At 71.1% G+C, this 23,137-nt stretch carries 20 protein-coding genes, 1 tRNA gene and 1 pseudogene; 7 read left to right on the forward strand and 15 right to left on the reverse strand.

Going from position 1 to position 23,137, the window contains the following annotated elements; all coding sequences use genetic code 11:
- Positions 1–240 precede the first annotated feature (240 nt).
- From KI388_RS06880 to KI388_RS06920, 9 genes and pseudogenes are all read right to left on the reverse strand, one after another.
- Positions 241–468, reverse strand: a complete 228-nt coding sequence (locus KI388_RS06880; protein WP_215088598.1) for a flagella cluster protein — start codon at positions 466–468, stop codon at positions 241–243.
- A 65-nt stretch (positions 469–533) separates the two neighbouring features.
- A pseudogene (locus tag KI388_RS06885) lies at positions 534–1,735 on the reverse strand (DUF418 domain-containing protein).
- A 295-nt stretch (positions 1,736–2,030) separates the two neighbouring features.
- A complete protein-coding gene (locus tag KI388_RS06890; protein WP_215088599.1) occupies positions 2,031–2,234 on the reverse strand; it encodes a hypothetical protein in 204 nt (67 codons plus the stop codon).
- 121 nt (positions 2,235–2,355) lie between these two features.
- Complete coding sequence (locus tag KI388_RS06895) at positions 2,356–3,420, reverse strand: Gfo/Idh/MocA family oxidoreductase (RefSeq protein ID WP_215088600.1); 1,065 nt, start codon at positions 3,418–3,420, stop codon at positions 2,356–2,358.
- Positions 3,421–3,495: 75 nt separating this feature from the next.
- Positions 3,496–3,966 carry a hypothetical protein gene (locus KI388_RS06900; protein ID WP_215088601.1) on the reverse strand — a complete coding sequence of 157 codons (471 nt, stop codon included), beginning with the start codon at positions 3,964–3,966 and terminating at the stop codon, positions 3,496–3,498.
- Positions 3,967–4,081: 115 nt separating this feature from the next.
- Positions 4,082–5,860 (reverse strand): thiamine pyrophosphate-binding protein, encoded by a 1,779-nt coding sequence (locus tag KI388_RS06905; protein ID WP_215088602.1) that lies wholly within the window; start codon positions 5,858–5,860, stop codon positions 4,082–4,084.
- A gap of 103 nt (positions 5,861–5,963) precedes the next feature.
- Complete coding sequence (locus tag KI388_RS06910) at positions 5,964–7,895, reverse strand: DEAD/DEAH box helicase (protein ID WP_215088603.1); 1,932 nt, start codon at positions 7,893–7,895, stop codon at positions 5,964–5,966.
- 542 nt (positions 7,896–8,437) lie between these two features.
- On the reverse strand, positions 8,438–9,184 hold the full coding sequence (locus KI388_RS06915) for a hypothetical protein (protein WP_215088604.1): 747 nt from the start codon (positions 9,182–9,184) through the stop codon (positions 8,438–8,440).
- 556 nt (positions 9,185–9,740) lie between these two features.
- Positions 9,741–9,814: transfer RNA gene (locus KI388_RS06920), tRNA-Tyr, on the reverse strand.
- Positions 9,815–9,978: 164 nt separating this feature from the next.
- On the opposite strand from KI388_RS06920, the gene KI388_RS06925 reads away from it, so the two are divergent.
- A complete protein-coding gene (locus KI388_RS06925; protein WP_215088605.1) occupies positions 9,979–10,869 on the forward strand; it encodes a hypothetical protein in 891 nt (296 codons plus the stop codon).
- 12 nt (positions 10,870–10,881) lie between these two features.
- On the opposite strand, the gene KI388_RS06930 is transcribed toward KI388_RS06925, so the two are convergent.
- Positions 10,882–12,642, reverse strand: a complete 1,761-nt coding sequence (locus KI388_RS06930; RefSeq protein ID WP_215088606.1) for a S8 family serine peptidase — start codon at positions 12,640–12,642, stop codon at positions 10,882–10,884.
- Between the two features lie 183 nt (positions 12,643–12,825).
- On the opposite strand from KI388_RS06930, the gene KI388_RS06935 reads away from it, so the two are divergent.
- Positions 12,826–13,416, forward strand: a complete 591-nt coding sequence (locus tag KI388_RS06935) for an NAD(P)/FAD-dependent oxidoreductase (protein WP_215088607.1) — start codon at positions 12,826–12,828, stop codon at positions 13,414–13,416.
- Positions 13,417–13,464: 48 nt separating this feature from the next.
- Here the strand turns inward: KI388_RS06935 and KI388_RS06940 are convergent, their stop codons facing one another.
- Positions 13,465–15,123: a succinic semialdehyde dehydrogenase gene (locus KI388_RS06940; RefSeq protein WP_215088608.1), complete on the reverse strand. Its 1,659-nt coding sequence runs from the start codon at positions 15,121–15,123 to the stop codon at positions 13,465–13,467.
- A 63-nt stretch (positions 15,124–15,186) separates the two neighbouring features.
- Positions 15,187–16,206 (reverse strand): AI-2E family transporter, encoded by a 1,020-nt coding sequence (locus KI388_RS06945; RefSeq protein ID WP_215088609.1) that lies wholly within the window; start codon positions 16,204–16,206, stop codon positions 15,187–15,189.
- A 573-nt stretch (positions 16,207–16,779) separates the two neighbouring features.
- Here KI388_RS06945 and KI388_RS06950 point away from each other — a divergent pair.
- The 4 genes from KI388_RS06950 (at position 16,780) to speB (ending at position 19,615) form a co-directional block, all read left to right on the forward strand.
- Entirely contained in the window at positions 16,780–17,934 is a 1,155-nt protein-coding gene (locus KI388_RS06950; protein ID WP_215088610.1) for an aminotransferase class I/II-fold pyridoxal phosphate-dependent enzyme, read from the forward strand.
- On the forward strand, positions 17,934–18,218 hold the full coding sequence (locus tag KI388_RS06955; RefSeq protein WP_215088611.1) for a hypothetical protein: 285 nt from the start codon (positions 17,934–17,936) through the stop codon (positions 18,216–18,218). Before KI388_RS06950 ends, KI388_RS06955 begins: the two co-directional genes overlap by 1 nt.
- Before the next feature lie 111 nt (positions 18,219–18,329).
- The gene (locus KI388_RS06960) at positions 18,330–18,707 is read left to right on the forward strand and encodes a translation initiation factor IF-5A (protein WP_006112069.1); all 378 of its coding nucleotides are present in this window, start codon (positions 18,330–18,332) and stop codon (positions 18,705–18,707) included.
- Between the two features lie 5 nt (positions 18,708–18,712).
- Positions 18,713–19,615: an agmatinase gene (speB, locus tag KI388_RS06965; protein ID WP_215088612.1), complete on the forward strand. Its 903-nt coding sequence runs from the start codon at positions 18,713–18,715 to the stop codon at positions 19,613–19,615.
- Positions 19,616–19,658: 43 nt separating this feature from the next.
- Here the strand turns inward: speB and KI388_RS06970 are convergent, their stop codons facing one another.
- Entirely contained in the window at positions 19,659–19,910 is a 252-nt protein-coding gene (locus tag KI388_RS06970) for a hypothetical protein (protein WP_215088613.1), read from the reverse strand.
- A 118-nt stretch (positions 19,911–20,028) separates the two neighbouring features.
- Positions 20,029–21,627 (reverse strand): amidohydrolase, encoded by a 1,599-nt coding sequence (locus KI388_RS06975; RefSeq protein ID WP_215088614.1) that lies wholly within the window; start codon positions 21,625–21,627, stop codon positions 20,029–20,031.
- Positions 21,628–21,708: 81 nt separating this feature from the next.
- Between KI388_RS06975 and KI388_RS06980 the strand changes: the two genes are divergently transcribed.
- Entirely contained in the window at positions 21,709–22,158 is a 450-nt protein-coding gene (locus tag KI388_RS06980; protein WP_215088615.1) for a universal stress protein, read from the forward strand.
- Positions 22,159–22,179: 21 nt separating this feature from the next.
- Here KI388_RS06980 and KI388_RS06985 read toward each other — a convergent pair whose 3' ends face one another.
- Positions 22,180–23,127 carry an alpha/beta hydrolase gene (locus tag KI388_RS06985; protein WP_215088616.1) on the reverse strand — a complete coding sequence of 316 codons (948 nt, stop codon included), beginning with the start codon at positions 23,125–23,127 and terminating at the stop codon, positions 22,180–22,182.
- Positions 23,128–23,137: the final 10 nt, after the last annotated feature.

Raw genomic sequence — 23,137 nt, forward strand, 5'->3', positions numbered from 1 at the left:
CTGACTCGCGGCCGCCGGTGGCGGCCGGTCGCAGGCGCGCCACCGCACTCTGCTTTTATAAACGCTCGGCACCGTCACTCACGGCTATTTAAACACCGGCTCATCGCCATCGATCTGCGATACTCACTCCCTCACTCGATCAAGAAGCGCTCTTCAGCGACCAGCCGTTTCGGGCGGATATATATCTGAAGAAGGCATTTCAACGGAGCCGACGCTCCGTGTAACCGATCGCCTGTGCGTTCAGTGCCGAAACAGGTACACCGCGTCGCCGTCGCGCAGCAGACAGAAGCGCGCGCCGTCGTTCTCGGGGAACGTCGTCCCGGTCTGTCGCGTGACGAACAACCGCGAGAAGGCGTCGTCGCACACCGGACACGGCATCGCCTCGCGGTTCTCCCAGAGGCTCGTCGCGCCCGAATCGCGGAGCTGTTTCAGCTCGTGACGGTGGTCGTGAACGTCGAACTCGGCCATACGCGGGAGTTCGCCCGCGGGGTGTTGAACGTGTCCTCGCGAGTCTCAGTTCGGAGAACGCGCGGTCAGTTTCCGACCCGCAATGGCTGCGCCTCCCCGTAGGTGAGCGTGCGCCACACCCACTCGACGGGCCCGAACCGGAAGTAGCGCAGCCAGAGCACGGAGAGGACGATCTGGCCCGCCCAGATCCCGACCACGATCCCCATCGCCTCGAACCGGCTCACGTAGCCGAACAGCCCCAGCCCGTGCCCGTAGAATATCGTCGTCGCGACGACCGTCTGGAGCAGGTAGTTCGTGAACGCGGTCCGGCCGACCGCGGCGAGGGCGCGCGTCACGATTCCCTCGCCGCGCCAGCGGACGAACAGGGTGATCAGGCCGACGTAGCCGCCCGCGACGAGGAGGCTCCCGACGTAGTTGAACTGCCGCCAGTACAGCGCGGCGCCCGCGCTCCAGTCGTTCGCCTCGATGTACGCGACGCCCGCGACGACGATACCGACGCCGACGACGCCGCCCGCGACGAGCCGGCGGTAGAACGCGGTCGACCGCTCGCCGGTCAGCACCCCCGCTTGTACAGCGCCATGCCGAGCAGCATGACGCCGCCGACCCGCCAGAAGCTCGACCCGATGAACCCGGAGGTCTGTCGCTGGAACGACGAGCCGACGCGGTGGCTCATCTGGTCGAGCCACCCCCCGCGGTAGGCGGCCACCTCCTGTCGGATCGCGGCCTCAGCCGGCATCCACTGGCCGGCGAGCGCCTCGCCGCCGATCGACACCGCCGCGAACAGTTCGAGCGCGGGGATGAAAAGCAGGAATATCCCGGCCAGCCCGGCGAGCCGGCGCGCGTCGAGGTCGCGGACGAAGAGGAGGAAGATCCCGGTCAGCCCGTACGCGACGAGGATGTCGCCGTACCACAGCAGGTACGCGTGGAGGAGCCCGACCGCGATCAGCACCGCGGTCCGGCGGAGGTGGAGCCGGACGGCGTCTTGGCCCTTCTCCTCTTTGCTCTCGATGAACATGAGGACGCCCGCGCCGAACAGCGCGGAGAATATCGTGATGAACTTCGACTGCGCGAACACGTGGCCGACGAACCACGTCCAGTAGTTGAGCCCGCTGAACTCCCCGTACACGTTGGGGTTGAGCAGGGTCTGCTCCGGCATCGAGAAGACGCGGATGTTGATGACGAGGATGCCGAGCAGCGCGAACCCCCGGAGCGCGTCAAGACTGGTGATCCGTTCGGAGGGCGGCGTCGGGCCGGAATCGCGGGTCACGAGTTGTCCGACGGAAGTGCGCCCAGCACCGAATAGGTTCCCATCGCGGACGCGGTCGCCGGGGGTCGGGGCGGGCGTCGTCGAGGGTCGGGACGGGCGTCAGCGCCCGGCAGGCCCGTCGGCTTCGACCGACTCTGTTACTTCTGTTGAAACACTCTTCAGACGGAGTCTCGCCTGAAACAGTCGGTCGATGAGAGCTGTCCGTCTCCCGTCGTTACACCGTGCGACGGGAGCGGACAGCGACTTTCCCGTTTCACCAACATGACGAGTTCGTCGGTAGCGGAACCGAAACACATCAGGATGAGAGCCATGCGTATGTCTGGATAGCGCCGAACAACAGCGCGAGTATCCCGTTTTCGACGAGCAATAAGAGGTTGTCTGCCAGCACCGTCCGGGTGACTACAGCGAGAATACCGAATCCCGTTGCCAGCACCAGATTGTATTTTGCGAACGCTGCCCAGCAGTCCTGATCGAGCTCAATGAGACCATCGCTACCCATACGTGCCGCTCGTCCTCAGCGGTGACAAATGGTAGGATTGAGGAGGCCGAGCAGCCTGTAGTCTCGGTACGTGGACTGTATTGAGCGGGATCGGGAGAGAATTTATTTTCTGTAGCGGATGTCAATCCAATCGGACCGCCGCCCCGGTCTCTGAGGACCGGTAGATGGCGTCGATGACGCGCTGGACCCGCAGGCCCTCCTCGACGGTGTTGATCTGGGGCGCCTCGCCCGCGGCGACCGCCTCGAGGAACGCCGCCTGCTCGGCGGCGTGGCTGTCCGCCTCGCGCGTCTCCACGGTCGCGTCCGAGAGGTGGTGGCCGCCGCCGACCCCCGCCTCGTGGATCGTGAGGTCGCCGCTGCCGCGGTCGAACGTCGCGCCCGCCTCGGTTCCCCGGACCACGAACTCGTTCGTCGGCGGGCGGTTCGTCGCCCACGCGACCTCCAGCGAGACCGTGGAGCCGTCTTCGGTCCGGACGAACGCCGACGCGGAGTCGTCCACGTCGAACCCCTCCGGCCCGGCGTCGTCGCCCCACATGTCGACGTACGCGTAGTCGTCGCGGCCGCCGAACTCCGAGCGCGTCTCCCCGGTGACCTCGACGACCTCGGGGTGGTCGAGGAAGTGGAGCGCCAGGTCGACGGCGTGGACGCCGATGTCGATGAGCGCGCCACCGCCCGCGACGTCCGCCGAGGTGAACCACGAGCCGCGGCCGGGAACGCCCCGCCGCCGGACGTAGTTCGCCTCGACGTGGGCGGTCTCACCGAAGCGCCCCTCGTCCTGGTGGTGTTTTATCACCCGGACCGGCTCCGCGAACCGGTTGTTGAACCCGACGGTACAGAACCCATCGGCGTCGCGGGCGGCGGCGGCGATCCGCTCGGCGCTTTCGAGCGTGTGCGCCAGCGGCTTCTCCAAGAGCACGTCGAGCCCGGTCGCGAGCGCCGCGGTCGCGTACTCCTCGTGGAACCGGTTCGGCGTGGTGACCAACACGGCGTCGCAGTCGTCGTACAGCGCGGCCTCGTCCGCGTGGACAGGGAGGTCGAACTCTTCGTGGAACCGCTCGCGGGCGTCCGCGTCGATGTCCATCCCGCCGACGAGGTTCGCGCCGCGCTCGACCAGTTTCGTCGCGTGGTGGGACCCGATGCCGCCGAGACCGACGATGCCGACGGCGACGTCGTTCGGATGCGTCATAGACGGGATTCACAACGGGTGTTTTTAACACACACGTCCGGCCGAACGCGGCGGGTCGAGGCGGCGGTCTCCGCGTCAGGCGACCGGGACGGCGACGACCAGCGTCGCCGCGGCGTCGACGACCGCGGGCGCCATCGAGTCGACGAAATCGAAGAGTTCCCCAAGCGCGCCGGCGTTCCCGGCGAGACTGTCGCGGGCGTCGAGCAGCGCCCGGAACCGCTCCGGTTCCCGGGCGATCACGAACCGACCGACGGAGGCGCCCGTCACGAGGAAGGCGAGGAGGGCGAGCGCCCGCGAGATCGCGAGCAGCCGCAACAGGATCGGGACCGCCAGCGCGAGCGCGAGCGCGGCGACGACCCCGGTGACGACCTCCCCGAGCGATCCGCCGTCCGCGAGGTCGACGACGCCCGCCCCGGAGAGGAGGACGAACCCCCCGACGAGGAGGACCAGCGACCCCCACATGAGCGCCGCCAGCAGGCGGACCGGCCCGTCGTACCCCCTCCCGGCGTCGTCCGGGACGTCGTCGTGGACCCACGGGTTTCGCATACGCGAACTCGTGGTCGGGCGCTCATATAGATCGCTTCAGATCTCGGAAATGCCCGGCGTGAAACTGAACGGGGCGGAAAGCCTCCGGAGGGGGTTTATCCGGGTCGGAGGCCGGTCACTCGCTCGGGTGCGACCCGGTCATCCACTCGCTCGCCTGCGGCTCGTTCGGGTCGGTGACGACCTCGACGAGCGCGGGACCGTCCCGAGCGCGGGCGCGCTCGACGGCGTCGCCGACCGCGTCGCGCTCGCGGACCCGCTCCGCCGGCAGGCCCATCCCCGACGCGACCGCGACGAGGTCGAGCCCGGTCTCCGCCCAGCCGTAGGCGCCCTCGGAGAACTCGTACGAGCGCGACGCCTCCTCGCTGATGATCGCGTAGTCGTCGTTGTTGAGCGCGACGACGGTCACGTCTATTCCCTCGCTCGCCAGCGTGTGCAGCTCGTGGACGCACATCATGAGCCCCCCGTCGCCCGTGAGCGCGACGACGTCGCGGTCCGGGTTCGCCAGCTTGGCGCCGATCGCGGAGGGGAGTCCGGTCCCCATCGTCGCCCACGAGCCGGGGTTGACGTACGACCGCGGCCCGGCGGCGGGGAAGGAGACGAGCGTCCACAGCCGGAACCCGCCCGCGTCGGCGGTGACGACAGCCTCCTCGGGGACCGCGTCGCGCACCGCGGAGAGGACCTCGACCGAGCGGAGGGGGCGGCCGTCGCCGTCGTCGGGACCGTCGCTGTCCTCCCCGGCGGCCGACCCCGAGAGCGCCGCGAACCGCTCGCGGTCGGCGGCGCGGACCGAATCGGCGCGTTCGGCGCCCGTGCGGTCGCGAGACGCGGCCGGCTCGGCGGCGGCCGACCCGCCGTCGACGCGGTCGTCGAGCGCGCGCAGGAAGCGGTCGGCGTCGGCGGCGACCCCGAGGGCGGCGTCGTAGCCGAACCCGATATCGTCGCCGTCGAGCGTGACGTGAACCAGCGACTCGGGCATCTCGACGGACCACGAGGCGGTCGCGACCGCGTCGAGGTCGGAGCCGACGACGAGACCGACGTCCGCCTCCGCGAGGAGGTCTCGCAGCTCCGCGCTGGCGCCGCCGCAGAGGACCCCCGCGGACAGCGGATGCGTCTCGGGGAGCGTCCCCTTCCCCTTGTACGTCGTTACGACCGGTGCGTCCACCTTCTCCGCGACCGCGCGCAGCGCGTCGCTCGCGTCCGATCGCCTGACGCCGCCCCCGGCGAGGATGACGGGCGAGTGCGCGTCGGTAAGCAGGCCGGCGGCCTCGCGCACCGCGTCCGCGGGCGCGGCCGGCGGCGGCGATGGGTCGCGGTCCCCGACCGCGGGCTGGGGCGTGCGGCCCGCGAGGAGGTCCTTCGGGATCCCGACCCTGACGGGTCCCTGCGGGTGCTCGCGGGCGGTGCGGATCGCCTCGACGACCGCCGGGACCGCGCCGGCCGGCGAGTCGACGAGGACGTTGTCCTTGACGACGGTGTCGTACGTCTCGGGCGGCGTCTCGTGGATGCCGTCGCCGCCGCGGACCGAGCGCTCCGTCTCGACGGCGAGGTGGAGGAGCGGGACGCAGTCGTTCAGGGCGTTCTTCAGCCCGTTCATCGCGTTCGTGTCGCCCGGGCCGGGGACGACGCAGGTGGCGGCCATTCCCTCCGGGTCGCTCGTCTCGGCGTATCCCCACGCTTGGTGCGAGACGGCGGTCTCGTGGCGGGCGACGACGAACCGCGCGTCGCGGTCGGCGAGCGCCCGGTTCAGGGGGAGGGTCTGTTTCCCGGGGATGCCGAAGACGGTGTCGACGCCGCGGGCGAGCATGGCGTCGACGACCGCCTCGGCGACGGTCGGGCGGTCGTCGTCGGCCGCGTCGTCGGGGTCGTCGCGAGCGGCGGGGTCGTCCGCGTCCATGATGCGAACTCGACCGAACGGGTGTTGAAGCCTTCGGCCTCGGCGGCCGGTCGTCGCCCCGGCGCACGGCGTTCGTCTCTCGGTCGCGGCGTCCGTCGCCCGGTCACTCCGCGACGTTCGTCTCGCGGACGCGGACGCCCTTCCGGCCGAGGTGGCGCATCTGTCGCTGGGCGAACTCCTCCTCGCTGGAGCCGCGAGTCGCGAGGACGTACACGAGCGCGGAGCCGGTCGGTCGCATCGTCCGGCCGGCGCGCTGTGACCCCTGTCGCCGGGAGCCGCCGAGCCCGCTCGCGACGACCGCGAGTTCGGCGTTCGGGAGGTCGATCCCCTCGTCTCCGACGCGGGAGACGACGAGGACGTCGAGGTCGCCGTCGCGGACGGCGTCGGGAGACCCCTCGTCGCCGTCGCCCCCGTCCTCCGCCCGGAACCGTCGGAACAGCTCCGCGCGCTCGTGGTGTGGCGTCTCGCCGCTGATGAAGGGGGCGTCGAGCGCGTCCGCGATGGCCTCGCCGTGGTCGAGGTACTCGACGAACACGAGCGCCTTCTTGTCGCGGTGGGCAGCCAGCAGGTAGCGGATCTCCTCGACTTTCGCCGGGTTCTCGGCCGCGACCCGTCTGCGCTCCCGACCGTCCGCCGCCGCGTACTCGCTTTGCGCCATCTCGTCGCGCCACGGGACGTACCGGATCTCCACCTCCGGCTCCTGGACGAAGCCGGCCTCGAAGAGCGAGTCCCAGTCGGCGCCGATCGGCTGGCCGATCAGGGTGTATATCTCCTCCTCGCTGCCGGTCTCGCTGACGGGGGTGGCGGAGAGTCCGAGCCGGTGTTTGCTCTGGAGTTCGGCGGTCCGGGAGTAGACGGGGGCGCTGACGTGGTGCGCCTCGTCGAAGCAGATCAGCCCCCACTCGCGGGAGTCGAAGAGGCTCCGGTGGCGGTCCATTCCGGCGATCTGGTAGGTCGCGATCGTGACGGGACTGATATCCTTGGTCCCGCCGTGGTACAGCCCGATGTCGGCCGGGTCGATCGTCGAGTGGTCGAGCAGTTCCTCGCGCCACTGGTCGGCCAGTTCCCGCGAGGGGACGAGGATGAGCGTCTCGCCGCCGACGGCCGCGATGGTCGCGATGGCGGCGACCGTCTTCCCGGAGCCGGGCGGCCCGACGTACACCCCGGACTTGCGGTCGAGGAACTCATCGACCCAGGTCCGTTGGTAGTCGCGGAGGTCGGTCGTGAGTTCGATCTCGACGGGGTCGCCCGTTTCGAGGTCGCGGTCGTCCTCGACGGGGTAGCCCGCGTCGTACAGCGCGCGCTTCACCGCGGCGACCGCCGCCTCGTTGACCCACGCCTCGGTGTCCGAGATGGGCGCGCGGAGGTGGTCCTCGTCGAGGTGCTGGTCCGCGACGTTGCCCATCAGGTTCTCCGAGGCGGCTTCGAGGACCACGTAGCCGTCCGCGTGGGTGTATAACCGGAAGCGGTGCGCGCGCCGCCACTGGTCGCGCACCCACGCTTCGAGGTGGTCGTAGCGCCGCGGGAGGACGGAGCGCAGCGCGTCGACGAGCGCGTCGGCGTCGTCGAACGGCGCGGCCCACACGTCCTCCTGCCGGATCCGATAGAGGTACCCGCGGGTCCCCGGCTCGGTGCCGGTGGTGTCGACGAGGTTCGCGAACTGCGAGAGCCGCGCCCGGGTGTACTGCGTGGGCCGGTCGACGACGATCTCGCGGCGCTCCGGGAAGGTCACGAGGCGCTCGCGGCTCGCCAACGCCCCCCAGTCGCGCGGGTAGAAGACGACGGGGTCGGCCTCCACGTCGAGGCGGTCCACGTCGCCGCGGTCGACCAGCGCGGCGAGCGCGTCGCGGGCCGCGGCCTGCGTGGTCCCGAGTCGGCGGGCGACCTCGCTCGCGGTCGCGACCGGGCGCTCCTCGGCTTCGAGCGCCTCGTGGAAGCGATCTAAGGAGAGATTGTCTTCGGGATCGTTTTCGGCGTCGTCGCCGGTGTCGTCGGTGGAATCGTCGCCGGCGTCGTCGCCGGTGTCGTCGGTCATCACCGCAGCTTCGGCCGCGACGCGGAAATGGATAGCGTCAGCGGCCGAGAGGAGTTGACGACATCACGGAAATCGTGACGGATCGCTGTCGCGGCGAACGCCGCCGAAACCCCAGTCGCTTGCTGATAAATGACTAACTGTAGATCGGCGGCGAACGCCTCCAAAGCCCCAGTCGCGAGGACGGCGCACGTTCGCTGCGGTCCTCAGTCGCTCGCGCTGCTCGCTCCTTGCGGTCCTTACGTCACCCGCGCCGTCCTCGCGACTGCCCCTTCGAGTCCCACCCGACCGCGACCGCACCACCGGAAGCCGTTCCTGCTCGCTTCGCTGCGCGGGCTGCGACTTCCGTACTCCCGCTCGCTCCCGCCGGTCACTCGCGGGACCGCACCTCACGCCTCCCCAGCCTCGTCGCTCACTCCGTTCGCGACTCCCTCGCGCGTGCTCCTCGCGCCCTTCGGGCGCTCAGAGGCACGCGCCACCGCGCTACGCGAGCACTCACGCGTAGCGTGCGAATCCGAACGTCGTTTATAAATAGAGTCCGCCGCCTACCGTCCCGGCGACCGCCCCCGGCACCGCCGCGAGGTGATCCCTTCCTTCGAGCGGAACCGGCAGCCGCAGTCGGTACAGCGCACGAACGGCTCACCAGGTTCGGTTTCGAGGCGGTGCTCGCCCACCTCGAACGGACGGGTCACGGTCCGGGGGCGGATCCGGTCGGGAATCGCCGTCGACGCCGACTCGCTTAACGCGGTGCGCACGGCGATGGTGTCCACGTCGACCCCGTCCCAGCGCGACGCTTCGAGGGCCGCCTCGCGGTCCGCGACCTCGGTCCACCCGGTGACGACGACCGGGGAGTTCGTCTCGGTGTCGCTCACGACCACGACGAACCGGACCCCGCCCTCGACGAGGGCGAACCGCCAGCCGTCGGTGCTGTTCCAGCGGAGTTGACCGCTCCGGATCGCGTCGCTCACGGTGCGCGTCGAGACGTACCGACCCGGCTGTTCGAGGCGCTCGCGGAAGTGGTCGGTGAGCGCGTAGAGGCCCGGGTCGCGTACCGGCGGGTCCTCCGGCGTTCGGGCAGCAGACTTCCCGCCGTGGCGCGAATCGACCGATCGATACTCGGGTCGATCCGTTCTGCCGGCCCGAGCGCGGCGGCGCGCCGGCGACTCCGGCGGCGACCTGGGCCGCGCGTCTGTCTGCCGGCTCGCGGCGGCGGTCGTGGAAGCGGTCCGACGCTCCGTCGATCCGGGCCCGAGGGGCTCCGCGTCCCCCGACCCGCCCTGTCGGGATGCCACTACGACATCGTATCGAGCGCGCTCTTAAGTGTGTTACGCTGACACAGGGGGAGCGGCCGCGAGATGACCGTGCGAAAAATTCTCTTGGGGAACGGCGCCCGCTCCGGATGGTACGCGAAAGAAGCGAGCGAACAGGGTCGACTATGAGTTCCGCTGAGCCTGGTCGATGGCGTTTCGAACTCCCGCGGTGTTTTTGCTGCCGAGAGGGAACGTCTCGCCGCCCGCGTTCGTCACGTCCAGCCGACTGATGCCGAACAGTCCGAGGAGTGACCCGGAGGGTTCCGTCGCGCTCCGTAAGCTGTCGAGACGGAGTTCAGTGGTCTTCGAACTGAGCAGTCCGCCGTGTTTGACTCAGGTGTCGATAGGCCGACCGACTGTCGACTGTGAATCAACCGGAAAGGAAGTCCGCCCTCCCCGAATTGAACTCACCGAGACAGTCCGGGCGTGCGGCTCGCTTCGCTCGCCGTTCCGGGCCGTGACTCGTCTGCTCAATTCGGGTCGGTCGTCCCTCTCGGTCAGCAACCGCTCGCTGTCGCTCACGGGTGCTGAGGTTTAGTCCGCCCTCCCCGAATTGAACGGGGGACAAGTCGATCTACAGTCGACTGCTCTACCAGGCTGAGCTAAGGGCGGTTACCGAAACATAGCCGCCGGATTCGACTTAAGGGTTCCCTTTCAGAGCAGGTGTGATCCGCCGTACCGCGGCCCCGATCGACGGACTCGAAGCCCCTGCCCGCGTTCCGACCGCACCGCCCTCGCCGCGCGGCAGTTAAGTCGCTCGCGGCGGGAGCGGGAACATGGCCGACGGCGACGACAGACAGGCGACGTTCGGGTCGGACGGGAGCCTCGAAACCGAGACGACGCCGGACGCGACGGGCGAGAACGACTTCGGCGAGGAGAAGGAGCCCAACGAGACGGACGGCGGCTACAGCCGCTACGTCGTCTCCAGCCTCCTCCAGAAGGCGGTGCGACGCTCCGACGAGGAGGTCGCCGCGTGGGCGGCGTGGGAGCTGGCCCGCTCCGGCTACGCCTGGAACCTCTGGGACCGACTCAACCTCTACGTCGTCGAGGACCTCCGGGCGGGCAGCGACGTGGCGCTCACGGTCGAGCGCTACGAGGAACTCGCCACCGAGCGCTGGGAGCCGGACGCGTGGAAGGGCCGCCTCTGTGCGATCCACGCCGCGCTCGCGGCCGCCCGCGCCCGCTCGACCCGAGAGGCGTCGAACGCCGACGCGTACTTCGGCGCCGTCGCGGAGATCCGAGCCGAGGCCCGCGAGCGCGGCGAGGAGCCCGCCCACGACTTCCCCGTCGGGGACCTCAAACCGGAGGGCGAGTTCGACGCCGTCTTCGACGGCCACACCGGCGAGGGGTCGAAGCGCGGGCGGGGTACTCGGTTCTTCAAGACGCACGGCGCCCGCGTCGGCCCGGAGGGCGAAGACGAGCAGAGCGCGCGCTGGCAGCGGCTCGCGATGCTGCTCGACGGGGAGACCGACTACGACGCCGACGAACTCGACCGCGCCGTCGAACCGGTCGACCCCGACGACCCGTGGGGCGACTCGGAGCCGAGCGAGGGCGACGGCGGCGACCGCGGTGAGGAGGACGGCGGGGCGGGGAGCGGGGATAGCGACGGCGACGACGGCGACCCCGGAGCCGGCGGGTCCGGCTCGCTCACCGACTTCGCGGAGTGAGTCGGGCGCTCCTCAGCGGCGCCGACGGCCCCGGGGCCCCGGACCGGAACCGACGCGAACGCCGACGCTCAGACTCGCGAGCGCGACTGCGGCGACCGCGGCGACGGCGCCGAACCCCGGCGACCGTCCGTCGGTGGCGCCGCCCTCCGCCCGCGACGCGTTCCCGGCGTCGCCGCCGCTGCCGTTCGATCCGCTCCCGCTCGCGTCGGTCGGCGCCGCCTCGGGCGGGACCGACTCGACGGCGGCTCCCACGGCGGGGGGCGCGTCGACGGTTCCGTGTCCGTACCGGTAGTCGGGCGCCGTCGCGTTCTCGGGGCGGACCGCGGTGTCGACGAGCGCCGACTCGACCGCCGGCGCGGCCGCTCGCCCGTCGGTCGCGGCGACCGCGAGCGCCGCGACCCCGCTGGCGTGCGGCGCCGCCATGCTCGTCCCCTGTCGGAAGACGTAGCTGCCCCCGGTGCCCGCGGCGGCGCTCGCGACCCGGACGCCCGGCGCGGTCACGTCGGGGACGACGTACGACGCGGGCCAGTCGCTCGGATATTCACCGAACGCGGCGGCGGAGTCGATCCGCTGCCCGCCCGAGAACGGCGGGACCCGCCGGTCGCCGTCGACCGCGCCGACGGCGACCGCGTCGTACGCGTTCGCGGGCGAGGAGGAGGCGTTCGCGCCCTCGTTGCCGACCGCGGCGACGACGACCGTTCCCGTCGCGCGGGCGTTCCTGACCGGCCCGACGAACCCGCGGAACGTGCCGTTCGCGCCGAGGCTCAGTTGGAGCACGTCGGCGTCGGCCGTCACCGTCGCGTGTTCCATCGATGCGACGACGGCCGCGAACGTCGCCGTCCCGTTCTCCTCGAACGCGTCGATGCCGTACAGCGTCGCCTCGGGCGCGACGCCGATGTACGTCCCCGAGGCGTTCCCGCCCGCGACCGTCCCCGCGACGTGGGTCCCGTGGCCGTCGGGGTCGCTCGCGTCCGCGACGTCGTCGCTCACGAGCGTCCCGTTCGCGTCGAACGACGCCCATCCGGCGAGGTCGATGTCCCGGTGGTCTGGGTCGACGCCGGTGTCGACGACCGCGACGGTGGCGCCCGCGCCCCGCGTGTCGAACCGCTCCCAGGCGGTCGGCGCGCCGACCTGCTGCACCCCGGCCACGGCCCGGCCGCTCGGGTCGGCGCCGATCTGGGGCATAACGCTCGATCCGATCGGCTCGACGACGACGTTCTCGTGGATCCGGGTGACGTTCTCGACCGCGCGCAGGTCGGCGGCCGCCACGCGCCCGGCGTCGACGGAGACCAGCAGCGCGTTCGCCAGCCAGAACTCGCGCTCGACGGCGACCCCGGGCCGCGAGGCGGCGAACGACTCGAAGGCCGCGCGCTCGGCGTCGGCGTGGTCGCGCAGGTCTGCGACCGCCGCGCTCGCGTCCGCGCCGGCCGGTGGAATCCCGTCCGCCGCGCCGAGCGCCGCGGGGTCGTCGACCGGCTCGAACCGCACGACGAGTTCGACCGTCCCGTTCGCCCCGGCGAGCGGGGAGTCGGTCTGGGCGACGCCCGCCGGAGCCTGACCGGCGTCGACCGTCCCGGGGGCGATCGCCGGTGACGTCGCCGTCGGAGACGCCGCGGCCGCGACCGCGCCGGTCCCGACCGCGAGCGCGACCAAAACCGCGCCGACTGCGAGCGCGACCGAGACGTTGGTTCGGACCGGTCGACCGCGGGAGCGCGGTCCGGCGTCCCGCGGTCGCCCCCGCGTCGACTCGTCCCGCGACCGACCGTCGATCATGGACGGATCCTTCGCGGGTCGGCGCAAATAGCTTCTGCTCGGGCGTGCCGACGGTTTCCGGCGGCGACCTCGCGGGCGCCCGTCGCGGCCTCGCGGCCGTCCGTCGGCGGTACCGCCCGTTCGCCGCTTCCGTCGATCCCCGCTTCCGCCAATACTTATGACCCGGCCCTCGTTACGGCGACTATGACAGATGTCGTAATCGTCGGCGGTGGACCCGCCGGCCTGAGCGCCGGACTGTTCGCGAGCAAGAACGGACTCGACGCGACCCTCTTCGACACGGACGGGACGTGGATGCACAAGGCGCACCTGTTCAACTACCTCGGGGTAGGCTCCGTCGGCGGCAGCGAGTTCATGGCGACCGCCCGCCAGCAGGTCGACGACTTCGGCGTCGACCGCCACCAGGGCGAGCAGGTCACGGGCGTCGAGTCGACCGACGACGGCTTCACCGTAACGACCGAGGACGGCGAGTACGACGCCGACTACGTCGTCCTCGCGACGGGCGCGAACCGCGACCTCGCTGAGGCGCTCGACTGCGAGTTCGACGACGACGACACCGTCAGCGTCGGCGTCTCGATGGAGACCAGCGTCGAGGGCGTCTACGCGACCGGCTCGATGGCCCGCGCCGAGGAGTGGCAGGCGGTCATCTCCGCCGGCGACGGCGCCGCCGCCGCGCTCAACATCCTCTCGAACGAGAAGGGCGAGCACTACCACGACTTCGACGTCCCCGACACCGCGGCCTCGGTGTTCGGCGACCTGATCGACGACGAGGAGTGAGCCGCGTTTCGGCGCGTCTCTCCGCGCCGATCGCTTCTGTCCGTTCTTTTACCGACGCGACAGGCGCCGCCGGACCGCGTCGACGCCGCGCCGAACCCCCCGACCGATCCGCGTCGCGGCGAACGCGCCGCGGACGAACCAGTCGGTCGGGATCCGGTCCGGGAACGTCAGCGGACCGACCCGCGAGACGCCGACGGTCCGCGTCTCCGTGTACCGCTGAATCCCCTCTCGCCCGTGGCGGCGACCGAGTCCCGAGTCGCCGAACCCGCCCATCGGCGCGTCGTTTGCGCCCCACGTCGCGAGGAACGCGTCGTTGACGTTCACCGTGCCGCAGTCTATCTCGCGGGCGAGTTCGGCGCCCCGCTCGCGGTCCCCGGTCCAGACGCTCGCGTTGAGTCCGTACGGGGAGTCGTTCGCCGCCGCGACCGCCGCGTCCGCGTCCGGGACCGGCGTCACGACGGCCACCGGTCCGAACGTCTCCTCGCAGGCGACCGTCGCGTCCGGGTCGACGCCGGTCAGTACCGTCGGCTCGTAGCAGTACGGCGCCACGTCGGGCCGGGCGCGCCCGCCGGTCTCGACGGTCGCACCGCGGTCGCGGGCGTCCGCGACGTGGGACTCGACGCGGGCCAACTGGTCGGCGTCGACGAGCGAGCCGAGGTCGGCGTCGTAGTCGTAGCCGGTCCCGAGCGTCACCGCCTCAGTTTCGCGGACGAACGCGTCGAGGAAGGCGTCGTACGCGGACTCGACGACGTAGATCCGCTCGGCGGAGAGGCAGAGCTGGCCCGCGTTCGAGAAGCAGGCCTGGACCGCGCCGCGGGCGACCTCGTCGACGTCGGCGTCCCCGCACACGACGAGGGGGTTGTTGCCGCCGAGTTCGAGCGAGCAGCCGATCAGGTTCCGGCCCGCGCGCTCCGCGATGGTCCGGCCGGTCGCCGTACTGCCCGTGAACGCGACGTAGTCGACCGCGTCGATCAGCGGCGGGCCGACCGTCGGCCCCTCTCCCGTGACGACCTGAAAGAGGTCGTCGGGGAGGCCGGCGAGCTCCAGCAGCTCGGAGAGGAGCAGCGCCCCATAGGGGGTCTTCTCGTCCGGTTTCAGCACGACGGCGTTGCCCGCGGCCAGCGCGGGGATCGCGTCCGCCATCGACAGCGTGAGCGGGTAGTTCCACGGCGAGATCACGCCGACGACGCCGACCGGCTCGCGGGTGACCGTCGCGGTCGTGACCCCGGGCGCCACGCCCCGACGTCGCTCCTCGGAGAGCGCGTCCGGCGCCTCGCTCGCGACGTACGCGCAGCCGGTCGGCACGTCGAACAGCTCCTCGACCGCGGTGCGCCGGGACTTCCCGGTCTCCAGCTGGAGGACGTCCAACAGCTCCTCGCGGCGCTTCGCGACGAGGTCGCCGAACCGGTCGACGACCCGGGCGCGCTCCGCCGCCGGCGTCTCGGCCCACGCCGACTGCGCCTCGCGGGCGCGCTCGACCGCGGCCTCGACGTCGGCGGCGTCGCAGGCCGGGACGCTCCCGATCCGCTCGGCGGTCGCCGGGGCGAACACGTCGAGCGCGTCGGGGTCGCCCTCCGGGTCGTCGGCCCGGTCGTCGGCGTCGGCAGCGGGCCGAGAGCGCGCGACGCGGTCGCTGAGACCGTCGAGCCGTCGCGCCGCGAGCGTCGGGGCGTCGTCGACCACGGTAGGGGGATCCGTCGAGGACATCAGATGTCGAACAGAGGGGCGGGCGAGGGAAAGCCGTACCGGCGGCGGGGTCGGGTGGACGGGCTACTCGGTCGCGTCCGCGGTCCCGTCGACCCCCTCCGACGACGCGCCGTGCTCCGAGAGCATGTCGATCACTTCGAGCAGCAGCGACACGACGAGCGGGCCGACGATGACGCCGACCGCGCCCAGCGAGAGGATGCCGCCGACGAACCCGACGAAGTAGAGGCCGGGAGAGATCTTCCCGGTCCGGTCGGCAAGTTGCGTTCGGATCACCGCGTCCGGAACGAACGCGACGACGACGAGCCCGATCACCAGCACCGCGACCGCCCGCCCGGTCTCTCCGACGAGGAGGTCGCCGGCCCCGAGCGCGACGACGAGGACGCTCGGACCGACGACGGGAATGAACTGGAGGACCCCCGCGATGACGGCCAAAAGGACCGGCGAGCCGTATCCGAGGAGCCGGAACACCGCGAACGCGAGGAGGAAGGTCCCGGCCGCGGTCGCGGCCTGGAGCACGTAGATCGAGTACAGCGTCCGCCGCGTCCGCTCGTGGAGCCGAGACGGGATGTCGTGGTACTCCTCGGGGACGATGCCGAAGACCGCCGTTTCGACGGCCGTCGGCCGGTAGAGGATCCCGTACACGAGGAACGTGAACACGACGAGCTCCAAGACGAGCACCGGGGCCGCGCCCGCGACGGCGAGCGCGACTCCCCTGACCCACGTCTCGGCGGCCGCGGCGAACGGCGCGATCTCGACGACCGTCTCGAACCCGCCGACGCTGATCGGGACGAGGTCCGGGATCTGCTCGAGGATCGCGATCAGCTCCGACCGCCGTCGGTACAGCGCGTAGAGGAGCGGCGCCACGACGAGGGTGGCGCCGACGAACGCGACGGCGGTGGCGACGCCGCAGGCGATCCGGCGCGAGAGGCCGCGGCCGACGAGCCGCTGCCGGAGGGGGTAGAGCACGTACGCGACGGTGACCGCGAACACGACCGTCCGCAGCACCTCCGCCAGCACGGCCGCCGCGAGCGTCGCCAGAGCGACGAGCAGCACGCCGAGCAGCCGTTGCCGGTTGAGAACCATGCCGTCGGCGTCGTAATCCCCGGCAAAAGTCGTTGCGGTGGTGGCGGCGACCGCTATCTGTTGTTTAAATATCTGCGGCAGGTGGCGACGATACTTATAAAGAACAATGCGGTGGCGCGTGCCGACGAGCGCCCGAAGGGCGCGAAGTCGCACGCGCGAGGGACGCGGTGAGTGAGGGGCGACCGGAGAGAGCCCCGAGCGAACCGCGAGGCTGGGGATGGATGAGGTGCTGTGCGGGGCGGGGTGGAACTCAAAGGGGCGGTCGCGAGGTCGCCGTAGGCGACGCAAGGACCGCAGGGAGCGAGCGACCGAGGACCACAGCGAGCGTACGGCGACCTCGCGACTGGGGCTTTGGAGGTGTCCGCCGAGGATCCACAGTCGACCACGTATAACCGAGCGACTGGGGCTTTGGAAGCGTTCACCGCCGAACCGCCGACAACCGATTATAAATAAGCGGCTGGGACTTCGGAAGCGTCCCTCGTCGAATCGTCGGAGTCCTAACACGGAACACACTCGCCCTCGACAACCACCGGCAACCACAGCACCTAACCTCGCGGCCGCCCGAACGCGGGTATGCGCATCGACCCGTTCGGCCTCGAACGCTGGTTCGCGGAGCACGAGCACGAGGCCGACATCATGCTGGCCGAAAGCGGGATCCGGTCGCTCGACGCGGGCCGGTTCGACCTCGACCCGGGGAAGCTCGGCTACGTCATCCCGACCGACGGCGACCCCGAGTTCCGGGCGTCCGTCGGTGACCGCTACGACCGGTCCGCCGACGAGGTGCTCTTCACCTGCGGCACGCAGGAGGCGAACTTCCTGACGTTCCTCTCGCTACTTGGCGACGAGGGGCCCGTCGGCGGAAACGGTGAGACGGCCGGCGTCGGCTCCGGCACCCACGCGGTCGTCGTCACCCCCACCTACCAGGCGCTCCACGCCGTGCCGGACGCGTTCGGGGACGTGACCCGCGTCGAACTGGAGCCGCCCGAGTGGGAACTGGACCCCGACGCCGTCGCGGACGCCGCCCGCGACGACACCGCCGTCATCGTCGTCAACAACCCGAACAACCCCACCGGGCAGTACCACGACGAGGCGGCGATGCGGGCGGTGTACGACGTCGCCGTCGACCGCGACGCCTACCTGCTCTGCGACGAGGTGTACCGCCTGCTGGCCGCGGAGCCGCAGCCGCCGGTCGCGAGCTACGGGGCGCACGGCATCTCGACGACGAGCCTCACGAAGGCGTACGGGCTGGCCGGCCTCCGGTTCGGCTGGATCGCTGGGCCGGAGCCGGTCGTCGAGCGCGCGTGGCGCTGGAAGGACTACACCACCATCTCCCCGAGCCTGTTCGGCCAGCACGTCGCGAAGCAGGCGCTCGGCCGGCGCGAGGACCGGATCCTGTCGGAGAACCGCGAACTGGCGGCCGCCCACCGCGACCGCGTCGCGGACTGGGTCGACGCACACGACCTCGACTGGCTCGACCCCGTCGGCGTCAACGCGTTCGTGACGGTCCCCGACGGCTTCGCGGACGCGGAGGAGTTCTGCCGGACGGTCGTCGAGGAGGCGAGCGTCGTCCTCGCGCCCGGCGGTCTGTTCGGCTTCCCGGGCCGCTTCCGGATCGGATTCGGTCTCCCGACCGAGGAACTGGAAGACGGTCTCGACCGGGTGAGCCGCGTGATCGAGGAGCACGCCGCGGCGTCCGACTCGGCCGCGACGACCGGAGGTGACGCCTGATGGGGTTCTTCGGCGACCTCAAAGAGGACGTGGTCGAGTTCGTCCGCAACCCGACCGACGAGCAGAAGATCCTGGTGGCCGCGGCGCTCTCTATCGCCGTCGCGGACCGCTTCTTCTACGCCATCGACTTCCCGTTCGTCGTGCGGACGACGGCCGCGGTCGGCGTCGGCTTCATCGTCATGTTCGTCGTCAGCTACCTGTACACGGGCCAGCTCGTCCCGCCGGACGGGAACGTCGACGAGGACGAAGAGCGGGAGGAGTACGTCGACGAACTGGACCCCTAACCGCCGCAGACGCCGTCCGACGAGTTCACGGCCGCCGCGACCGCCGACCCGTGAGCGCCCGTCCGACGGCGTTCCAAACCGTTTATACACGCGCCGCGGGAAATACCGCTTATGCCGCGAGAGCAGAAGCAGGTTCGCGAACTCCAGGAGGGCAGCTACGTGATGATGGACGACGCGCCCTGTAAGATCAATCACTACAGCACCGCCAAACCCGGCAAACACGGCAGCGCCAAGGCTCGCGTCGAGGGCAAGGGCGTCTTCGACGACAAGAAGCGCTCGCTCTCGCAACCGGTCGACGCGAAGGTGTGGGTCCCGATCATCCAGCGGAAGCAGGGACAGGTCGTCAACGTCAGCGGCGACGAGGTCCAGGTGATGGATCTGGACACCTACGACACCTTCACGATGCGGATCCCCGAGGGCGAGGACTTCGCCTCGGACGACAACATCGAGTACCTCGACTACGAGGGCCAACGGAAGATCATCGGGTAGTCGGTATGTTCCCCGGAGCGACGACCGACCGCGAAGCTGCTTCCTACGTGGTCGTCGGCGCTCCGCTCGACGCCACGACCACTTTCCAGCCGGGCACCCGGTTCGGACCGGACCGGGTCCGGCGCTTTTCAGAGAGCTACGACGACTACGACCGCCGCACCGACAGTCGCTTCGCCGCGCTGGGCGTCCACGACGCGGGCGACGTGCGCCCGTGGGACGACGTGCGGGCGTACCTCGACCACCTCGCCGCCGAACTCCGGAGCGTCGTCTACGACGGCGCCGTCCCCCTGCTCGTCGGCGGCGAACACACGGTCACGTACGCGGGCGTCGACGCCGTCGACCCCGACGTGCTCGTCGTCTGCGACGCCCACCTCGACCTGCGCGACGCGTACGACGGGAACCCGTGGAACCACGCCTGCGTCACGCGCCGGTGTCTCGACGACCTCGGCGTCGACCGCGCCGTGGTCGTCGGCGCCCGGACCGGCTCCGAGGCGGAGTGGAACCGCGCGGCCGACGCCGACGTGGAGGTCGTCGCGCCCGAGGACGCCCGCGAGTGGATAGGTGCGCTCGACGGCGACGGCTCCGGAGAAGCCGGCCCGTTCGACGACGGGGACTCCGTCTACTGCTCGGTCGACGTCGACGCGCTCGACCCCGCCTACGCCCCTGGAACCGGCACGATGGAGCCGTTCGGACTTGAGCCGCGGGAGGTCCGCGACCTCGTCCGCGCGGTCGCCCCCCGCGCCGACGGGTTCGACGTCGTCGAGGTGAACGACCGCGACGACGGGCAGGCGGCGGCGCTGGCCGGGAAGCTACTGCGGGAGTTCGCGCACTCGCACGCGAGCGCGACCGACGGCGGCCGGACCGACGGCGGCCGGACCGACGGCGGCCGGACCGACGGCTCGGCGTAGGGGGGCGATGTCGAACCCGCCGGACCAACCGACGGCCGACCGCTTACGACAGTTCGGAGAGCCGGCGCCGCGCGGCGGTTACCGCCTCCATCGCGTCGATCCACTCGCGGGGGTCGGTACACCAGATGCGGTCGCCTTCGACGCTGACACAGAAGACGGACTCGCCGGAGGGCGACAGCGTGACGCGGTCGACGTCGGGGCGGTCACCGAGGTACGCGTCGATGAGCCGTCTGGCGGTCTCCGCCTCTGACCGCAGCCGGTTTCCCGATGCGTACTCGATAGCTATCTCTGCCATGGGCGAGCGTTAGTCCTACACGATTAATAATCATTGTTTTCTGGCAGCGATTGCGGGTTTCGCGGGCGGTTCGCCGCGAGGCGGGTCCGCAGTTGCCCCCCCATCCGTCCGGGGTCACCTACCGCCCGTCGAACACGACCTCGCCGTCGACGACCGTGAGCGCGACGTCGATCTCGTCGATCGCGTCGGCGTTCTCCCACGGCGAGGCGTCGAGCGCGACGAGGTCGGCCCGCTTTCCCGCCTCGATGGTGCCGAGTCGATCCTCGTCGAAGCCGGCGTAGGCGGCGCCGCTCGCGTACGCGCGCAGCGCCTCGGTGACGGTGAGTCGCTGTGACTCCGCGGGGGCGTTGACCGCGTGGTGGACGCCGAACAGCGGGTCCATCGGCATGCCGTCGGAGCCGAACGCGAGTTTGACGCCCGCGTCGAGCATCTCGCGGTAGCGGTTCGTCTCAGCGGTGCGCTCGGGGCCCAGCCGCTCCTCGTAGAGCCCGTCCTCCCGGGCCCACTTCAGGAAGTTCGGCTGGACGCTGGCGACGACGCCCGTCTCCGCGAGGCGCTCGATCGCCTCGTCGTCGGCCAACTCGACGTGTTCGATCCGGTGGCGCGCCTCTCCCGCGTCGGTCCGCGACGCCTCCTCGTAGGCGTCCAGCACGGCGTCGACCGCCTCGTCACCGATGGCGTGCGCGGTGAACTGGAAGCCCGCGTCGGTCGCGTCCGCCACGGTCTCGTTCAGTTCCTCGGGGTCGACGACCCACTGGCCGGCCTCGTCGGGGGCGTCGGCGTACGGCTCCGAGAGGCGCGCGGTTCGACCGCCGAAGCTCCCGTCGGTGTACGACTTGATCGCGCCGGTTTCCACCATGTCGCTCCCGGCGTTCGTCGCGAGGCCGACCTCGCGCGCCGCGTCGAGGTGGTCGCTCCAGTAGTTGATCCGGACGCGGGCGGTCAGTTCGCCGGCCGCGTCGAGGTCGCGGTAGACGCGCGGGGCGTGCGAGTCCCGAACCATGTCGTGGAAGCCGGTGATCCCGCGTTCGGCGCAGTGCTCTAACGCGGCCTCGACGACCGCGCGCGTCTCGGCCGGTCCCGGCTCGACCGCCCGGTATATCGGGTCGATCGCGGCTTCGAGGAGGACCCCGGTCGGCTCGCCGTCGCCGCCGGTCGGCACCGTCTCGTCGGGGGCGTCGGCCAGCGCGTCCGCGAAGCGGTCGAGCGCGACGCCGTTCACCGCCGCGACGTGCATGTCCTCGCGGAACGCCGCGACCGGGCGCTCGGTCGAGACGCGGTCGAGGTCCTCTCGCGTCAGGTAGCGCGACTCGTCCCACGTCGACTCGTCGTAGCCGTAGCCGAGCACCCAGTCGCCGGTCTCGGCGCTTTCATCTCCGCTCTCCTCAGATTTCACTTCCGCCGCGCGCTCGTCGAGCAGGTCGACGGCCTCGTCCGGGGAGTCGGCCGCGGAGAGGTCCGCGTGGACGAGGTAGCGCCCGACGGTGGTCAGGTGGGTGTGCGCGTCGACGAACCCGGGGAGGAGGACGCGCCCGTCGAGGTCGACCACGTCGGTGTCGACGCCCGCGAGCAGTTCCACGTCGCGGGTCCGCCCGGTCCGGACGACCTCGCCGTCGCGCACGGCGACCGCCTCGCAGACCGCGTCGCCGCCCGCGTCCGGGTCCGCGAGCGCGTGTCCCTCCCCGTTCACGAAGATCCGGTCCGCGGCCTCTGTCATGGGAACTCGGGGGGCACACAGCGTGTTAACCGTTCGGGAAACGGCGACCGATTTATTCGGTGGGCCGGCGAATCGCCGCGTATGTACGACCACGTCCTCTTGCCCACCGACGGAAGCGTCGGCGTCGACCGCGCGACCGACCACGCGATCGACGCCGCCGACCGCTACGACGCGACCCTCCACGTCCTCTACGTCGTCGACGGCGACGTGGTGAACGCCTACTCGGGCGACGAGTTCGTCGACGGCGCCGAGGGCGCGGAGGAGACGCTCGAAGAGAACGGCCGCGAGGCGCTCGACGCCGTGGCCGAGCGCGCCCGCGAGGCCGACGTGGAGACCGTCACCGCCCTGCGGTACGGGATCCCCCACGAGGAGATCCTCCGGTACGCCGACGAGGAGGGCGTCGACCTCACGGTGATGGGGTCGAAGACGCGCTCCGGCGACTACCGGCGGATGCTCGGCTCCGTCACCGAGCGCGTCTCCCGCCAGTCGACCGCGCCCGTGAGCATCGTGAAGACGACCGTCGACGCCTGAGCGGCGCGTCTTCCTCTGTATTTATAATCGGTCCCGCGCGTCGGCCGCGACCGCCTCCAGCGCCGCCTCCGCGGTCGAGACGCGGTCCGCGAGGCTACAGAACCCGTGCGCCATCGCCGGGTAGTGACGGTGTTCGACCGGAGTTCCCTCGCGCTCGAACCGCTCCGCGAGCGCGACGCCGTCGTCGCGCAGGGGGTCGAACCCGGCGGTGACGACCGTCGCGGGCGACAAATCGCCTAAGTCCCGCGCCCGGAGCGGGACCGCGTAGGGGTTCGCGGCGTCGACCCGACTTCTCAGATACCGCTCGTAGAACCACCGCATGTCGGCGCGGGTGAGCAGCGGCCCGTCCGCGTTCTCCCGGTAGGAGTCCGTCTCGAAGTCGTGACCGGCGATCGGATAGAGCAGGAACTGCCCGGCGGGCGCGAGGAGGTCGTCGAACTCCCGGGCGCGGAGCGCGGTCGCGACCGCGAGCGCGCCGCCGGCGCTGGTGCCGGAGACGCCGATCCGGTCGGGGTCGACGCCGAGCGCGCCCGCAGTTTCCGTCACCCACTCGACCGCCGCGGCCGCCTCGTCGACCGCGACCGGGAACGGGTGTTCGGGGGCGAGCCGGTAGTCGACGGAGACGACGACGGCGTCGGCGCGGACCGCGAGCTCGCGGCAGATCCCGTCGACCGAGTCGAGCGTGCCGAGCGTCCATCCGCCGCCGTGGAGGTGGACGAGGGCGCGGGAATCTACCGAGGCTTCGACGGCGTTTTCGGGCCGATACACCCGCACCGGCACCTCGCCGTGGGGGCCGTCGAACGCGAGGTCGCGGGTCTCGGCAACCGGGGGTTCGGGCGGCCCGGAGAACAGATCGTCTTCGAGGCGGCGGGCGGCGTCGACGGAGAGATCGCTCCACGCCGGGGGTCCCAGCGACTCGATCTCGGCTATCGCCGCGGCGAGGTCCGGGTCGAGTTCGGCCGCGCGCATGGCGGACCGA

The sequence above is a fragment of the Halorubrum sp. 2020YC2 genome (genome assembly GCF_018623055.1).
Lineage (GTDB): Archaea > Halobacteriota > Halobacteria > Halobacteriales > Haloferacaceae > Halorubrum.

Excerpts from the sequence above, each read along its gene's own strand:
- KI388_RS06880 (WP_215088598.1), bottom strand. The coding sequence starts at position 468 with ATGGCCGAGTTCGACGTTCACGACCACCGTCACGAGCTGAAACAGCTC.
- KI388_RS06890 (WP_215088599.1), bottom strand. The coding sequence starts at position 2,234 with ATGGGTAGCGATGGTCTCATTGAGCTCGATCAGGACTGCTGGGCAGCG.
- KI388_RS06895 (WP_215088600.1), bottom strand. The coding sequence starts at position 3,420 with ATGACGCATCCGAACGACGTCGCCGTCGGCATCGTCGGTCTCGGCGGC.
- KI388_RS06900 (WP_215088601.1), bottom strand. The coding sequence starts at position 3,966 with ATGCGAAACCCGTGGGTCCACGACGACGTCCCGGACGACGCCGGGAGG.
- KI388_RS06905 (WP_215088602.1), bottom strand. The coding sequence starts at position 5,860 with ATGGACGCGGACGACCCCGCCGCTCGCGACGACCCCGACGACGCGGCC.
- KI388_RS06910 (WP_215088603.1), bottom strand. The coding sequence starts at position 7,895 with ATGACCGACGACACCGGCGACGACGCCGGCGACGATTCCACCGACGAC.
- KI388_RS06925 (WP_215088605.1), top strand. The coding sequence starts at position 9,979 with ATGGCCGACGGCGACGACAGACAGGCGACGTTCGGGTCGGACGGGAGC.
- KI388_RS06930 (WP_215088606.1), bottom strand. The coding sequence starts at position 12,642 with ATGATCGACGGTCGGTCGCGGGACGAGTCGACGCGGGGGCGACCGCGG.
- KI388_RS06935 (WP_215088607.1), top strand. The coding sequence starts at position 12,826 with ATGACAGATGTCGTAATCGTCGGCGGTGGACCCGCCGGCCTGAGCGCC.
- KI388_RS06940 (WP_215088608.1), bottom strand. The coding sequence starts at position 15,123 with ATGTCCTCGACGGATCCCCCTACCGTGGTCGACGACGCCCCGACGCTC.
- KI388_RS06945 (WP_215088609.1), bottom strand. The coding sequence starts at position 16,206 with ATGGTTCTCAACCGGCAACGGCTGCTCGGCGTGCTGCTCGTCGCTCTG.
- KI388_RS06950 (WP_215088610.1), top strand. The coding sequence starts at position 16,780 with ATGCGCATCGACCCGTTCGGCCTCGAACGCTGGTTCGCGGAGCACGAG.
- KI388_RS06955 (WP_215088611.1), top strand. The coding sequence starts at position 17,934 with ATGGGGTTCTTCGGCGACCTCAAAGAGGACGTGGTCGAGTTCGTCCGC.
- KI388_RS06960 (WP_006112069.1), top strand. The coding sequence starts at position 18,330 with ATGCCGCGAGAGCAGAAGCAGGTTCGCGAACTCCAGGAGGGCAGCTAC.
- speB (WP_215088612.1), top strand. The coding sequence starts at position 18,713 with ATGTTCCCCGGAGCGACGACCGACCGCGAAGCTGCTTCCTACGTGGTC.
- KI388_RS06970 (WP_215088613.1), bottom strand. The coding sequence starts at position 19,910 with ATGGCAGAGATAGCTATCGAGTACGCATCGGGAAACCGGCTGCGGTCA.
- KI388_RS06975 (WP_215088614.1), bottom strand. The coding sequence starts at position 21,627 with ATGACAGAGGCCGCGGACCGGATCTTCGTGAACGGGGAGGGACACGCG.
- KI388_RS06980 (WP_215088615.1), top strand. The coding sequence starts at position 21,709 with ATGTACGACCACGTCCTCTTGCCCACCGACGGAAGCGTCGGCGTCGAC.
- KI388_RS06985 (WP_215088616.1), bottom strand. The coding sequence starts at position 23,127 with ATGCGCGCGGCCGAACTCGACCCGGACCTCGCCGCGGCGATAGCCGAG.